15 protein-coding genes are annotated in these 14403 nt (G+C 73.1%); 12 read left to right on the top strand and 3 right to left on the bottom strand.

From position 1 onward, the window contains the following. Window positions 1–2: 2 nt before the first annotated feature. On the bottom strand, window positions 3–902 hold the full coding sequence (locus ACTYVM_RS18220; protein ID WP_445526892.1) for an alpha/beta hydrolase: 900 nt from the start codon (window positions 900–902) through the stop codon (window positions 3–5). A gap of 240 nt (window positions 903–1142) precedes the next feature. On the opposite strand from ACTYVM_RS18220, the gene ACTYVM_RS18225 reads away from it, so the two are divergent. The 10 genes from ACTYVM_RS18225 (at window position 1143) to ACTYVM_RS18270 (ending at window position 12318) form a co-directional block, all read left to right on the top strand. Beyond that, window positions 1143–1919: a response regulator transcription factor gene (locus tag ACTYVM_RS18225; protein ID WP_445526893.1), complete on the top strand. Its 777-nt coding sequence runs from the start codon at window positions 1143–1145 to the stop codon at window positions 1917–1919. A gap of 86 nt (window positions 1920–2005) precedes the next feature. Continuing rightward, window positions 2006–3028: a LacI family DNA-binding transcriptional regulator gene (locus ACTYVM_RS18230; protein ID WP_445526894.1), complete on the top strand. Its 1023-nt coding sequence runs from the start codon at window positions 2006–2008 to the stop codon at window positions 3026–3028. A gap of 307 nt (window positions 3029–3335) precedes the next feature. After that, complete coding sequence (locus tag ACTYVM_RS18235) at window positions 3336–4469, top strand: S1C family serine protease (protein ID WP_445526895.1); 1134 nt, start codon at window positions 3336–3338, stop codon at window positions 4467–4469. A gap of 69 nt (window positions 4470–4538) precedes the next feature. After that, window positions 4539–4757, top strand: a complete 219-nt coding sequence (locus ACTYVM_RS18240) for a hypothetical protein (protein WP_445526896.1) — start codon at window positions 4539–4541, stop codon at window positions 4755–4757. 117 nt (window positions 4758–4874) lie between these two features. Next, window positions 4875–5609 (top strand): response regulator transcription factor, encoded by a 735-nt coding sequence (locus ACTYVM_RS18245; RefSeq protein ID WP_445526897.1) that lies wholly within the window; start codon window positions 4875–4877, stop codon window positions 5607–5609. Next, on the top strand, window positions 5606–7063 hold the full coding sequence (locus ACTYVM_RS18250; RefSeq protein ID WP_445526898.1) for a HAMP domain-containing sensor histidine kinase: 1458 nt from the start codon (window positions 5606–5608) through the stop codon (window positions 7061–7063). Before ACTYVM_RS18245 ends, ACTYVM_RS18250 begins: the two co-directional genes overlap by 4 nt. A gap of 52 nt (window positions 7064–7115) precedes the next feature. Continuing rightward, window positions 7116–8036 (top strand): mycothiol synthase, encoded by a 921-nt coding sequence (mshD, locus tag ACTYVM_RS18255; RefSeq protein ID WP_445526899.1) that lies wholly within the window; start codon window positions 7116–7118, stop codon window positions 8034–8036. A gap of 448 nt (window positions 8037–8484) precedes the next feature. Beyond that, window positions 8485–10773 carry an RNA degradosome polyphosphate kinase gene (locus ACTYVM_RS18260; RefSeq protein ID WP_445526900.1) on the top strand — a complete coding sequence of 763 codons (2289 nt, stop codon included), beginning with the start codon at window positions 8485–8487 and terminating at the stop codon, window positions 10771–10773. After that, a complete protein-coding gene (locus tag ACTYVM_RS18265; protein WP_445526901.1) occupies window positions 10754–11872 on the top strand; it encodes a CHAD domain-containing protein in 1119 nt (372 codons plus the stop codon). The genes ACTYVM_RS18260 and ACTYVM_RS18265 overlap by 20 nt, the downstream gene beginning before the upstream one ends. 17 nt (window positions 11873–11889) lie before the next feature. Further along, a complete protein-coding gene (locus ACTYVM_RS18270) occupies window positions 11890–12318 on the top strand; it encodes an NUDIX hydrolase (protein ID WP_445526924.1) in 429 nt (142 codons plus the stop codon). An 81-nt stretch (window positions 12319–12399) separates the two neighbouring features. On the opposite strand, the gene ACTYVM_RS18275 is transcribed toward ACTYVM_RS18270, so the two are convergent. Beyond that, the gene (locus ACTYVM_RS18275) at window positions 12400–12591 is read right to left on the bottom strand and encodes a hypothetical protein (protein ID WP_445526925.1); all 192 of its coding nucleotides are present in this window, start codon (window positions 12589–12591) and stop codon (window positions 12400–12402) included. 188 nt (window positions 12592–12779) lie between these two features. Between ACTYVM_RS18275 and ACTYVM_RS18280 the strand changes: the two genes are divergently transcribed. Together ACTYVM_RS18280 and ACTYVM_RS18285 are read left to right on the top strand one after the other, a co-directional pair. Beyond that, window positions 12780–13616: an SCO4651 family lipoprotein gene (locus ACTYVM_RS18280; protein WP_445526902.1), complete on the top strand. Its 837-nt coding sequence runs from the start codon at window positions 12780–12782 to the stop codon at window positions 13614–13616. Between the two features lie 154 nt (window positions 13617–13770). After that, entirely contained in the window at window positions 13771–13941 is a 171-nt protein-coding gene (locus tag ACTYVM_RS18285) for a hypothetical protein (protein ID WP_400035274.1), read from the top strand. A gap of 71 nt (window positions 13942–14012) precedes the next feature. On the opposite strand, the gene ACTYVM_RS18290 is transcribed toward ACTYVM_RS18285, so the two are convergent. Further along, window positions 14013–14366, bottom strand: coding sequence for a metal-sensitive transcriptional regulator (locus tag ACTYVM_RS18290; protein ID WP_400035272.1), 354 nt, complete (start codon window positions 14364–14366; stop codon window positions 14013–14015). Between the last annotated feature and the right edge of the window lie 37 nt (window positions 14367–14403).

The following is a 14403-nucleotide window of genomic DNA, read 5'->3' on the forward strand; positions in this document are numbered from 1 at the left end:
GGCTAGCCCGCCTGTGCGAGGGTCCAGCGCGCGATGCGGTGCAGGAGTTCGTCGGCGGCGGCGTTCTCGGCGTGGCCCATGCCGGACTCCAGCCACAGTTCCCCGTGCTCACCGGCGGCCGCGGCGAGCATCCGGGGGTGGTCGAGGGGGAAGTAGCCGTCCCGGTCGCCGTGCACGATCAGCAGCGGGGTGGGCGCGATCCGCGCAGCCGCCCGGAACGGCGGGAGCGGGACCGGGTCCCAGTCGCGGTGGTGGATGCGGGTGCGCAGCCCGTAGCGGCCCAGCAGGCGGCCCTCGGGGCGTGTCACCAGCCAGTGCAGCCGGCGCATGGGGGCCGTGCCCCGGTAGTACCAGCGCGCGGGCGAGCTGACGGAGACCACTGCGTCCGTACGCGTGTCCGCGCGCCCCTCGCCCGGTGCGGCGTCCGCCGGGCCGCCGTGCAGGGCCGCGTGCCGCAGCACCACCGAGCCGCCCATGGAGAAGCCGACGGTCGCCACGCGCGCGTGCCCGAACCCGCGTGCCCAGGCCACCGCCGCCGCCAGGTCCAGCACCTCGCGGTCGCCGACGGTCGAGCGCCCGCCGGAGGCCCCGTGGCCGCGGAAGGAGAAGGTGACCACGGCGCCGTGGCGCGCCAGGGCCCGCGCCACCCGGCGCACGTGCGGCCGGTCCAGGTCGCCGGTGAAACCGTGGGCGACCACGAATACGCAATCGTCGCGGCCGCCGTGACCGCCACCGGAACCGTCGTGCGCGGCCGCGCCCGGCTCGTACAGGGCGTCGAGCGCCACCCCGTCGGCCGAGCGCAGGAACGTCCTGACCGCGCCCCCGACACCCGTGCCCGGTGGGGCCCCGCCCTCCCGGACGTCCATCGAACGCGCCACACGACCTGCCGATCCCGACCTCATATCGGCTATTCTGCTGCGAAGAGGACTCGGGCAGCGCAGCCCCCGGGTCCTTTCGTGCTTTCGGAAGCGTTGTACAGGACGCGGGAGACCGCGCAGGTGCACGGCCCGTCGATCGCATGGGCAGGGACCCGAGGAGGAACCAGACGCCATGGACGAGCGAACGGTGCGGGCACGGAGGACGGCCCGGGCAGGGGGGTCACCCCTGCCCGGGCGCGGCCGACAACCCGGGGAAGAGGCGCGATGAGTTCACTGCTGCTGCTGACCAACGCACTCCAGCCGTCGGCCGAAGTGCTCCCCGCCCTCGGCCTGCTGCTGCACAACGTGCGGGTGGCCCCGGCGGAGGGGCCCGCGCTCGTGGACGCCCCGGGCGCCGACGTCGTCCTGGTCGACGGGCGGCGCGACCTGCCGCAGGTGCGCGGCCTGTGCCGACTGCTGCGCTCCACCGGCCTCGGCTGCCCGCTGGTCCTCGTGGTGACCGAGGGCGGCCTGGCGGCCGTCACCGCCGACTGGGGCATCGACGACGTGCTCCTGGACACCGCCGGTCCCGCCGAGGTGGAGGCCCGCATCCGGCTGGCCCTGGGCCGTCGGCAGATCGTCGACGACGACTCCCCCATGGAGATCCGCAGCGGCGACCTGTCCGTGGACGAGGCGACCTACAGCGCTCGACTCAAGGGCCGGGTGCTGGACCTCACCTTCAAGGAGTTCGAGCTGCTGAAGTACCTCGCGCAGCACCCGGGCCGGGTCTTCACCCGCGCCCAGCTCCTCCAGGAGGTCTGGGGCTACGACTACTTCGGCGGCACCCGGACCGTCGACGTCCACGTGCGGCGGCTGCGGGCCAAGTTCGGCCCCGAGCACGAATCGCTGATCGGGACGGTCCGCAATGTGGGTTACCGATTCGTTACGCCCGAGAAGACCGACCGCGCCGGGGACGCCGCGGACACGAAGAAGGCCGGGTCCGTCCAGTCAAAGCCGGAGAATCAGGACACCCCGGCGGGGCGGGCCCGCGCGGAGAGGTGAGGAGCGCTCCCACGGGCGTGCCGCGACGGCGTCCACGCCCCGGTACGCCCTGCCCGGAAGCGGGTCCATCCGCGTAGACTCCGCGCGTGGCCAAGGTGACTCGGGACGACGTGGCGCGGCTGGCGGGGACGTCGACCGCCGTCGTCAGCTATGTGATCAACAACGGACCCCGGCCGGTCGCCCCGGCCACCCGCGAGCGCGTCCTCGCCGCGATCAAGGAGCTGGGGTACCGGCCCGACCGGGTGGCCCAGGCCATGGCCTCGCGGCGCACCGACCTCATAGGTCTGATCGTCCCGGACGCCCGCCAGCCCTTCTTCGGGGAGATGGCGCACGCGGTGGAGTGGGCCGCCGCCGAGCGCGGGAAGATGGTCCTCGTCGGCAACTCCGACTACGTCGCCGAGCGCGAGGTCCACTATCTGCGCGCGTTCCTCGGCATGCGCGTCTCCGGTCTGATCCTGGTCAGCCACGCGCTGAACGACCTCGCCGCCGCCGAGATCGAGGCCTGGGACGCCCGGGTGGTGCTGCTGCACGAGCGCCCCGAGGCCATCGACGACGTGGCCGTGGTCACCGACGACCTGGGCGGCGCCCAGGTCGCCGTGCGGCACCTGCTGGAGCACGGCCACGACTACGTCGCCTGTGTCGGCGGCACCGCCGAGACGCCCGCCGTGGGCGACCCCGTGTCCGACCACGTCGAGGGCTGGCGGCGCGCCATGGAGGAGGCCGGCATCCCGACGGAGGGGCGCCTGTTCGAGGCGCCGTACAACCGCTACGACGCCTACCGGATCGGCCTGGAGATCCTCGCCGGCCCGGACCGCCCTCCGGCGATCTTCTGCTCCACCGACGACCAGGCGATCGGCCTGCTGCGGGCCGCGCGCGAGCTGCGCATCGACGTCCCCGGCGAGCTTGCGGTCGCCGGTTTCGACGACATCAAGGAGGCGGCGCTGACGGACCCGCCGCTGACGACGGTCGCCTCCGACCGGTCGGCGATGGCCCGCGCGGCGGTGGACCTGGTGCTGGACGACGGAATCCGCGTGGCCGGCTCGCGCCGCGAGCGGCTGAAGCTGTTCCCGTCACAGCTGGTGGCCCGCAGGTCCTGCGGCTGCGACTAGTGCTGCGACCGGAAGGGTTCACCGGCTCGCGGCGCCCGGCACGGCACCTCGCCGCGTTGTCGCATCACCCGAGTACATCCAGTACGCGGGCGATGCTCCGCCTTGCGATGCACCGCACCGGACGCCGCGAGCTTCCCGGCAAACCTTTCCGGTCACAGCACTAGGCGTCTCCCCGCCCCCTCACCTCGTGGTTCCCTGTCGGCAGGGACCTCTCGGGGAACGTACTTATATCGGGCATACGAGGTTCTGTCGGGCTTCTCAGCGCAGACTCAGGAAGCTCTCATGATCCCGGGACATTCTCAATGTCATGAGCGAGAGCATCCGCCGCAGCGGCGAGTACGAACACCCCGAGGGTGACGGTCAGGCCCCGGCTGCCGACTCCGTGCAGTCGGCGGACCAGCGGCGGGCCTCCGCCCCGGTGAACCCGGAGTGGCCTCCCCCGCCGTCGTACGCCCCGGCCCAGCCGTTCGCGGCCTGGTCGGGCGCCCTCGGCGGTCAGGGCGGCGCGGACGGCGGCGACACCGCCGCCTTCCCGGCCGGCCCGGCGGGACCCGCGCACGCCTCGGCGTCCCGCAAGCGCGCCAGGGGCCCGCTCGCCCTGCTCGCCGCGGTGGCGATCGCCTCGGCCGCGGTGGGCGGCGGCACCGCTTTCGCCTTCCAGAAGCTGACCGGCACGGACACGGTCGCCTCCAGCAGCACCACCAACGTGGTGGCCGCCAGCCAGCGCGGCAGCATCGCCGCGATCGCCAAGGCGGTCACCCCGAGCGTCGTCGAGATCAACGCCACCCTCGACAACGGCACCTCCACCGGCTCCGGCGTGGTCGTCACCAGCGACGGCGAGGTCGTCACCAACAACCACGTCATCGCGGGCGCGTCCTCGATCAAGGTGCGCACCAGCGACGGCACCTCGTACTCCGCGCAGGTCGTGGGCACCGACAGCTCCAAGGACCTCGCCCTGATCAAGCTGCGGAACGCCTCCGACCTCAAGGCGGCGGCCCTCGGCGACTCCGACGGGCTGACGGTCGGCGACCAGGTCGTCGCGATCGGCTCCCCGGAGGGCCTGACCGGCACCGTCACCAGCGGCATCGTCTCCGCCCTGCACCGGGACGTGACGGTCTCCACCGACGAGAACCAGGGACAGCAGGGTGGTGGTGGCGGCGGCTGGCCCTTCCAGTTCGGCGGCCGCCAGTTCAACGGCGACACCGGCTCCTCCACCACCACCTACAAAGCCATACAGACCGACGCGTCCCTCAACCCGGGCAACTCCGGCGGCGCGCTGATCGACGCGAGCGGCAACGTCGTCGGCATCAACTCGGCGATGTACTCGTCCACGTCGGCCTCGGACTCGTCCAACGCCGGCAGCGTCGGCCTCGGCTTCGCCATCCCGATCAACACCGTCAAGTCCGACCTCGCCACACTGCGCTCCGGCTCCCAGAGCTGAGGCACGGCACCGGCAGGCGCCCGGACAGCCCCCGGACAGCGTCCGGCACCGTTCGACAAGGAGTACGACATGATCCAGCACGTTGTGCACGAGACGACGGACACCATCGACGCGACCACCTTCGCCGGCATCACCCTGGCCCGCGCCGTCGTGAAGCAGCCGCACAGCCCGGCGAACCGCGTGCCCGAGGCGGCCGTGGTCCCCCAGCTGATGGGCCTGCGCACCTCCGCCGCACGCCCCCACCGGCACAAGGTGCCGCTGCGGCGGATCATCGCGGTCGCGGCCTGAGCTGCGGCGCGCGACCCGCGCGCCGCACCCTGCCGCACCGAAACATGCGAGGCTGAGAGCGTCCAGCCCGAGGGCCGACCGGTCCCGAGGCCCCAGCGATCCGAGGAACGACGACCGATGAGTCCCGCCGAAGGCGACCGTGATCCCCAGCGCATCCTGATCGTCGACGACGAGCCGGCGGTACGCGAAGCACTCCAGCGCAGCCTCGCCTTCGAGGGATACGAGACCGAGGTCGCCGTGGACGGCGCGGACGCGCTGGACAAGGCGGCCTCCTACCAGCCCGACCTGGTCGTCCTCGACATCCAGATGCCGCGGATGGACGGCCTGACCGCCGCCCGCCGCATCCGGGGCGCGGGCGACACCACCCCCATCCTGATGCTGACCGCCCGCGACACGGTCGGCGACCGGGTCACCGGCCTGGACGCCGGGGCGGACGACTACCTGGTCAAGCCCTTCGAACTGGACGAGCTGTTCGCCCGCATCCGGGCACTGCTGCGGCGCAGCACCTACGCCGCGGCCGTGGCGGGCGCCGCCCAGGAGGACGAGGCCCTCACCTTCGCCGACCTGCGCATGGACCTCGCCACCCGCGAGGTCACGCGGGGCGGCCGACAGGTGGAGCTGACCCGCACGGAGTTCACCCTGCTGGAGATGTTCATGGCCCATCCGCGCCAGGTGCTCACCCGCGAACAGATCCTCAAGGCGGTCTGGGGCTTCGACTTCGAACCCTCGTCGAACTCCCTCGACGTCTACGTCATGTACCTGCGCCGCAAGACCGAGGCCGGAGGCGAACCCCGCCTCGTGCACACGGTGCGCGGGGTGGGGTACGTCCTGCGGCAGGGCGGCGCGGAGTGAGGAAGGCGCTGCGCCGTTTCCGTGCGCTGCCGATCCGGTCCCGACTGGCGCTGCTGGTGGCGGCGGCGGTGGCGTTCGCGGTGGCGGCGGTCTCCCTCACCTGCTGGTTCATCGTCCAGGGGAAGCTGTACGACGAGGTCGACGGCCGGCTCGCGAGCTACGGCAGGGTGACCGCCACCACGGCGTCCGCGATGGCGGCCAACTGCTCCCAGACGACGGACAACTCGCCGGGCGACATGCAGCGCTCCTATCTCTACGTGCAGCTGGTGACGGACCAGGGCAAGTTCTGCGTGGACAGCCGGTCCCCGGGCGTCATCAAGGTCACCGCCGTGGACAGGGGGGTGGCCACCAACCCCGATCTGCGCGAGCGCACCTTCCACACCACCACCGACACCGACGGCAACAACGTCCGGGTGATGACCGTCGCCGTCCCGATGGGCCCCGGTCCCAACTCCGACGCGTACCCGGGCATCGCCTTCATGCTCGGCCTCTCCCTGAAGGACACCGAGAACACCCTCAGCGACCTGGCCCTGCTGCTCCTCTTCGTCTCCGGCGTGGGAGTCGTCGGCGCCGGGGCCGCCGGCCTCGCCGTGGCCCGCGCCGGGCTGCGCCCCGTGGACAAGTTCACCGAGGCGGTGGAGCACGTGGCACGCACCGAGGACCTGACGATCCGCATTCCCGTGGAGGACGACCGCGAGGACGAGATCGCCCGGCTGTCCCGCTCCTTCAACTCCATGACCTCCGCGCTGGCCAGTTCCCGGGACCTTCAGCAGCAGCTGATCGCGGACGCCGGCCACGAGCTGCGCACCCCGCTCACCTCACTGCGGACGAACATCGAACTCCTCACCCGCAGCGAGGAGACCGGCCGGCCGCTCCCCGAGGCCGACCGCAAGGCACTGCTCGCCTCCGTCAAGGCGCAGATGACCGAACTGGCCTCCCTGATCGGCGACTTGCAGGAGCTGTCGCGCTCGGACGGGCAGCGGGGCGAACGCGTCCAGGTGATCGCCTTCCAGGACACCGTGGAGGCGGCGCTGCGCCGTGCCCGGCTGCGCGGCCCGGATCTGACCATAACGGCGCACCTGAACCCCTGGTTCGTACGGGCGGAGCCGTCCGCGCTGGAGCGGGCGATCGTCAACGTCCTCGACAACGCGGTGAAGTTCAGCCCCGAGGGCGGCACGATCGACGTCGTCCTGGAGCAGGGCGTGCTCACCGTCCGCGACCACGGGCCCGGCATCCCCGCCGACGAACTCCCCCACGTCTTCGACCGCTTCTGGCGCTCCCCGAGCGCCCGTGCGCTGCCCGGCTCGGGGCTCGGCCTGTCCATCGTCGCCCGCACCGTCCAACGGGCGGGCGGCGAGGTCACGCTGGCACCGGCCGGGGGCGCCGGCACGGTGGCGACGGTACGGCTGCCGGGCGCGCCCGTCCCGCCCCCGGAGGCGCCCGGCGTCGCCTGAGGCTCGCCGAAGGCCCGCTCACCGGGCGGGTGAACCCCTTACCCTCATATCCATGACCAGCGACGACACCGCACCGACCGCCCGTTCCCTGGAGACCCTCGCCGCGCTCGCCCCGGACCAGGCGGAAGCCGTGCTCGGGATGCTGGCGGCGGCCGCCCGCACCGACGGACGGCAGGCGGTGTCCGAGCAGGGCCGGCTCCAGCTGCGGGGCGGGGCCCGCGAGGGGGTGTCCCATCTGCTGCTGACCGTCGACGGCGAACTCGTCGGCTACGCGCAGCTGGAGGACACCGACCCGGTGGAGGCGCCCACCGCCGAGCTGGTCGTGCATCCGCTGCACCGCGGGCACGGTCACGGGCGGGCGCTCGGGTCCGCGCTGCTGGCCGCGTCCGGCAAGCGGCTGCGGGTGTGGGCGCACGGGGGGCAGTCCGCCGCACGGCATCTGGCTCAGGTCCTCGGGCTGACCTTGTTCCGCGAACTGCGGCAGATGCGGAGGCCGTTGACGGACCTCGACCTGCCCGAGCCGGTGCTGCCGGAGGGCGTGAGCGTGCGGGCCTTCGAGCCCGGCCGGGACGACGCCGCCTGGCTCGCCGTGAACGCGGAGGCGTTCGCCCATCACCCCGAGCAGGGCTCGCTCACCCAGCGCGACCTCGACGACCGCACGGAGCAGCCGTGGTTCGACCCGCAGGGGTTCTTCCTCGCCGAGCGCGAAGGCCGGCTGGTCGGCTTCCACTGGACCAAGGTGCACCGGGAGGAGCGCCTCGGCGAGGTGTACGTCCTCGGTGTCCGCCCCGGCGCCCAGGGCGGCGGCCTCGGCAAGGCCCTCACCCTGATCGGCCTGCGCCACCTGGCCGCGCGGGACCTGCCGACGGCCATGCTCTACGTCGACGCCGACAACAAGGCGGCGGTCTCCGTCTACGAACGCCTGGGCTTCACGACATACGAGACCGACCTCATGTACCGCACGGAAACCTGATACCGCACGGAAACCTGACAGCCCCCACCCCTCCGCCCCCGGGTGCGCAGGCGGGGCCCCACCACCCACGGACCGGCCTGCCGGCCGCTTCCCGCGCCCATGACCGGCCGGCCACCGCCCGGAGGCCTGGGCCCGCCGCTCCGCCTTTCCGGCCCGCGGGCGACCCGCCTCGGGTCGACCGGTCGACGGGCGGTCGCCAACCCTCCGTCGCCGGAGCAGGTTTCCGGCGCCGTGCGCCCCGTGGAGGCTCGAGTCGTCCCCGGTGGGCCGCTCCCCGGTGTCCCGCACGTCATGTGGCCGTAACCATTGGTTCAGACGGTCTTGCGACGCTCAGGCGGTGAAGCCCGCCGTGCCCGAGCCCGAGCCGCCCCGCGAGGGCACCGCCGCCGCGCTCCCGCGCGTGCCTTTCGACGCGCCTGTCCTGCCGCAGACGCGGAAGAATGGGTTCATGAGCCAGCCAGACACCCAGGCAGCGCAGACCCCGCCGGCTCCCACCACCCGCGTGGGAGACCCCGCGGGGCCCGCCACCGCACCGCACCCGCAGCCCTCCGTGGGCTCCATCGCCGCGCACCGCCCGCACACCGTGGCGGCCACGGTCTCCGATCTGGAACCGGACATCGACGCCGACCTCGACGGATACGTGGAGGCACTGGCCGAGGGGGAGCAGCTGCCGCAGGGCCGTTTCCTGGACCGGGAGCGCAGCTGGCTCGCCTTCAACGAGCGCGTCCTCGAACTCGCCGAGGACCCGGCCACCCCCCTGCTGGAACGCGCGAACTTCCTCGCGATCTTCGCCAGCAACCTGGACGAGTTCTTCATGGTCCGGGTCGCAGGCCTGAAACGCCGCATCGCCACCGGCGTGGCCACCCGGTCCGCCTCCGGGCTGCAGCCGCGTGAGGTGCTGGAGATGATCTGGGCCCGCTCGCGCGAGCTCATGGCCCGGCACGCCGCCTGCTACCACGAGGACGTCGCCCCCGCACTCGCGGAGGAGGGCATCCACCTGGTCCGCTGGAGCGAGCTCACGGAGAAGGAGCAGGCACGCCTGTTCACGCTCTTCCGGCACCGCATCTTCCCCGTGCTGACCCCGCTGGCGGTCGACCCCGCGCACCCCTTCCCGTACATCTCCGGCCTGTCCCTGAACCTGGCCGTCGTCGTACGCAACCCGGTCACCGGCCACCGCCACTTCGCCCGCGTCAAGGTGCCCCCGCTGCTGTCCCGCTTCCTGGAGAGCTCCCCGGGCCGCTACGTCCCCCTCGAGGACGTCATCGCCGCCCACCTGGAGGAGCTGTTCCCGGGCATGGAGGTGCTGGAGCACCACACCTTCCGGCTCACCCGCAACGAGGACCTCGAGGTCGAGGAGGACGACGCCGAGAACCTGCTCCAGGCGCTGGAGAAGGAGCTCATGCGGCGCCGCTTCGGGCCGCCGGTGCGCCTGGAGGTCGAGGAGTCCATCGACCGCGAGGTGCTCGACCTGCTGGTGCGCGAGCTGAAGATCAGCGAGGCCGAGGTGTACCCGCTGCCCGGCCCCCTGGACCTCACCGGCCTCTTCCGCATCCACGGCCTCGACCGGCCCGAGCTGAAGTACCCGAAGTTCGTCGCCGGCACCCACCGGGACCTGGCGGAGGTGGAGTCCGCCTCACCCCCCGACATCTTCACCGCCCTGCGCAGCCGGGACGTGCTCCTGCACCACCCCTACGACTCCTTCTCGACCTCCGTGCAGGCCTTCCTGGAGCAGGCCGCCGCCGACCCGGACGTCCTCGCGATCAAGCAGACCCTGTACCGGACCTCCGGCGACTCCCCCATAGTCGACGCGCTCATCGACGCCGCCGAGTCCGGCAAGCAGGTCCTCGTCCTGGTCGAGATCAAGGCCCGCTTCGACGAGCACGCCAACATCAAGTGGGCGCGCAAGCTGGAGGAGGCCGGCTGCCACGTCGTCTACGGCCTGGTCGGCCTGAAGACCCACTGCAAGCTGTCCCTGGTGGTGCGCCAGGAGGGCGACGACACGCTGCGGCGCTACAGCCACGTCGGCACCGGCAACTACCACCCGAAGACCGCCCGCCTCTACGAGGACCTCGGCCTGCTCACCGCCGACCCGCAGGTCGGCGCGGACCTCTCGGACCTGTTCAACCGCCTGTCCGGCTACTCCCGCCGCGAGACCTACCGCCGGCTCCTTGTCGCCCCCAAGTCCCTGCGCGACGGGCTGATCTCCCGGATCAACAAGGAGATCCAGCACCACCGCGCCGGCCGTCCCGCCGTCATCCGCATCAAGGTGAACTCGATGGTCGACGAGGCCGTCGTCGACGCGCTCTACCGCGCCTCCCAGGCCGGGGTGCCGGTCGACGTGCTGGTGCGCGGCATCTGCGCCCTGCGCCCCGGCGTGCCCGGCCTGTCGGAGAACATCCGCGTCCACTCGATCCTCGGCCGCTTCCTCGAGCACTCCCGGGTCTTCGTCTTCGGCAACGGCGGCGAGCCCGAGGTGTGGATCGGCAGCGCCGACATGATGCACCGCAACCTCGACCGCCGTATCGAGGCCCTGGTCCGGGTCACCGACCCCGCTCACCGTGCGGCCCTCAACCGGCTGGTGGAGACCGGCATGTCCGACACCACCTCCTCCTGGCACCTCGGCCCGGACGGCGAGTGGACCCGGTACGCGACCGACGCGGACGGCCAGCCCCTGCGCAACATCCAGGAGATGCTCATAGACGCCCGGAGGCGCCGGCGTGGCACAGCAACACCTTGACCCGACGGACTCCACGGCCGGGGGCTCCCGCGAGCTGCCGCCCGCGCCCGAGCAGGGCGGTGCCCCCACCGCCGAAGCCCTCGGATGCTATCTGCGGGCCCAGGCCACCGAGTTCCTCCGCGCGCTGCGCCTGCACCGCGAGACCGGCGGCACGGGGCACGGCACGCAGGAGTCCGTCGACGCCGCGCGCGCCCTGCGCCGCTCGGCCCGCCGCATCAGCGGCAGCCTGCACACCTTCCGCCCCCTGGTCGAGGAGGCCTGGTCGGCGGAGCTGTGCCCGGAACTGGCCTGGCTGTCCGGCACCCTGGCCCGGGAACACGCCTGCCAGGCCTGCCTGGAACGGCTGCTGCTGGCCCTGCACCGGCTCTCCGGGACAGCGGTCCTCCCCGCCCAGCCCACCGAGGAGGCCGCGGGCGGTCGCGCCGCGGACCGCGGCAACCTCACCGTGGGCGCGGCGAAGGCGGGCGCCCTGCTGGAACGCCAGCTCGGCCTGGCCCGGACCCGGGCGCACTCGACGGCCCTCCAGGCGCTGGGCTCCGCGCGCTTCCACGCCGTCGCGGACAAGGTGGCCGTACTCGCCAGCGACGTCCCGCTCACCCCCGCCGCCGCCACCGCGGACCTGACTCCCCTGGCCGACGCCGCCCGGGAGCGCCTGACGGACGCCGTGGCCGCCCTCCCGCTGGTCACCGCCGGCAGCCCGTACAACGCGGAGGCCCTGGTCCACGGCCTGTCCCCGGACCCGTCCCCGCACCCGCAGGACGCCCCCTGGCACCAGGTCCGCCTGCTGCTGCGCCTGCACCGGTACGCCCGCGAGGTCCTCGACGGGGCCGGGGGTCCCTCCCTGCTCGACGAGCGGGGCCGAGAGCCCGCGGGAGCGCCGGTGAACACGCGTCTGCTGGCGGCCGGCCAGGCCCTCGACCGGCACCGCGACGCCTCCGAGGCGGCGGCCGCCGCGGCCTCGGCGGCCCGCACCCCGCGCATCGCCCCGGCGACAGCGTACGCGCTCGGCGTGCTGCACGCGGACCAGCGGCACGAGGTGGAGGCGGCCAGGTTCGCCTTCCAGCAGTCGTGGCAGAAGCAGGCCGTCGGCGCCGGCTGACAGGACGGGTGAGCACGGTGACCGACCTCGACGCGAACGACACGCCCGTCCTGGCGGCCGGGTGTGTGCTGTGGCGCCACTCGCCGCTGGACGGCACGCTCCAGCTGTGCCTGGTCCACCGCCCGAAGTACGACGACTGGTCCCACCCCAAGGGCAAGCTCAAGCGCGGCGAGGACCCGCTGGCGGGCGCCGTGCGCGAGGTGGCGGAGGAGACGGGCTACGTCGCCGTTCCCGGCGCCGAACTGAGCACCGTGACCTACATGGCGGGCGGCCGGCCCAAACGGGTCCGCTACTGGGCGGCCGAGGCCACGACGGGCCGTTTCACCCCCAACAAGGAGGTGGACCGCGTCCTGTGGCTGTCCCCGGCCGAAGCCCAAGAGCGGCTGACCCAGTTCCGCGACCGCGAACTGGCCGACGAACTGCCGGCGGCCCTCCGTCCCGGCTGAGCACGCCCGTTCGACGACAGCCCCTGGCCGGCCGGCTGTCGCTCGTGATCAATGCAGCCGGGGCCCGTTGCGCAACAGGACCTAGGCGCCGCCCTCGTGCCCGAGCGCGTCCGTGCGGGCCAGGCTGCGGGCCCGGCGGGCGGGGCCGCGCCAGCCGCAGCTGCACCGGGCCAGACAGAAGCGGCCCTGTTCGACGGTCGACGCACGGTGTCCCACGGCGTCCCGGCTCGCGCGGTCCTCCTGGGCCAAACTCAAACCCTCATGCTGCACCACGATGACGAATGTAGCCACGCCAGGTGAACGGGACGTTACGGCCCCCTGTGGATCGGGTGCGTGCGTGACGAGGGCCACCCACTCGTCGTTGACCGGACGACAGGGGCCCGTGACGGACGTAGCAGCTGGGGGTAGGCAGGGCGATGGCGGAGCGGCGGCGGCTGGATGTCCCTCCTGCTCGTGCTCGGGTGAGTCCGGGCACGCGGGCCGGGACGGGCGGCGCGGTGCTCGCGGCGGCCGTCCTGGCCGGCGCGTGCGCCACCGGATGCTCCGGCGGCGGAGCGGCGGCCGAGGACGCGCGCGCCGCGCCCGACCCGGTGCAGACCCTGCGCCAGGCGCCGGACGTGCTGCTGGAGGCGGGCAGCGCGCGGGCCCGTACGGCGATGGAGATGGCCACCGGCGGAACCCGTGTGACGATCCGCGGCGAGGGCGGCTACGACTTCCGCGGGCAGCGCGGGCGGCTGACGCTGGTGCTGCCGCAGGACCCGGCCGGGACCGACGAGCACGTGCCGATCACCGAGCTCCTCGCACCGGGCGCCCTGTTCATGAAGAACCGGGGAGCGGGCGTGCCGGCCGACAAGTGGGTACGGGTGGACACGGCCACGCTCGTGGACGGCAACCTGGTCACCGGCGGCGCCACCGACCCGTTCGCCGCCGCCGAGGTGCTGCGCGGCACGCGCACGGCGACGTATGTGGAGCGGACCGAGGTCGCGGGGGTCTCGGTCCGGCACTACCGGGGCACCGCCGATCTCGCCCTGGCGGCGAAGAGCGCCACGGTGGCCGACGAGGCCGCCCTGGAGGCCGCGGCGAAAGGGTTCGCCACGGCCTCGGTTCCGTTCGACGTCTACCTCGACGACCAGGGCCGCATCCGCAAGCTCCAGCAGAGCTTCGCCTTCGTCAACGGGCAGCTGGGACGGACCGTCGCCGTCTTCTCCACCACGCTGCTGTCCGCCTTCGGGACCCCGGTGACCGTGACGCTGCCGCGGCCGCAGGACATCTACACCGGGCGGATCGCCGAGCCCTGAGTCGAGCCGTAAGCCGAGCCGGTGCGCCGGGACAAGGCCCGAACGGGCCGAGAAATGACCGGCGGGACTAGCCCTTTGGTGCCATGCGCCGCGCGGAGGCCGCTCCCTACCCTAGGAAGCCGGCGGCGGCAGACGGCAGAGAAGAGGTGAGCACGTGGCTCCGCTCGGCGGTACGGCGGTTCAGGACCACGTGGCCCTCGCCGAGATAGAGCTGTGCGGCGAGCTGATCATCGCGGCCTCGGCCGCCGAGGAGCGGCTCAGCCTGGAGAGCATCGACGAGGTGCTGCGGGTGGCCGAGGAGCGCGAGGCCCGCGTGGGGCGCTGAGCGCCGGATGCCCGGCAGCGGCCCGGGCTGCTGACCGCCGGATGCCCGGCAGCGGCCCGGGCCGGTCGGCCTCAGGTGCGCAGCAGCCGCCCGATCGCCTTCGTGGCCTCCTCCACCTTCGCGTCGATCTCCGATCCGCCCTTGCGGGCCGCGTCGGCGACGCAGTGCCGCAGGTGCTCCTCCAGCAGTTGCAGGGCGAAGGACTGCAGGGCCTTGGTGGAGGCGGACACCTGGGTGAGTATGTCGATGCAGTAGACGTCCTCGTCGACCATCCGCTGCAGCCCGCGGATCTGGCCCTCGATCCGGCGGAGCCGCTTGAGGTGCTCGTCCTTCTGCTTGTGGTAACCGTGCGTGACGGGCTCGTGTCCGGTGATTCCGCTCACGTTCTCGGAGGGTGCCGTCGCGCCGGCCTCGGTGGTCGTCATCGCGTCCCCGCTCTCGGAATTCTCGGTACACACCGAG

The sequence above is a fragment of the Streptomyces cyslabdanicus genome (genome assembly GCF_052663305.1).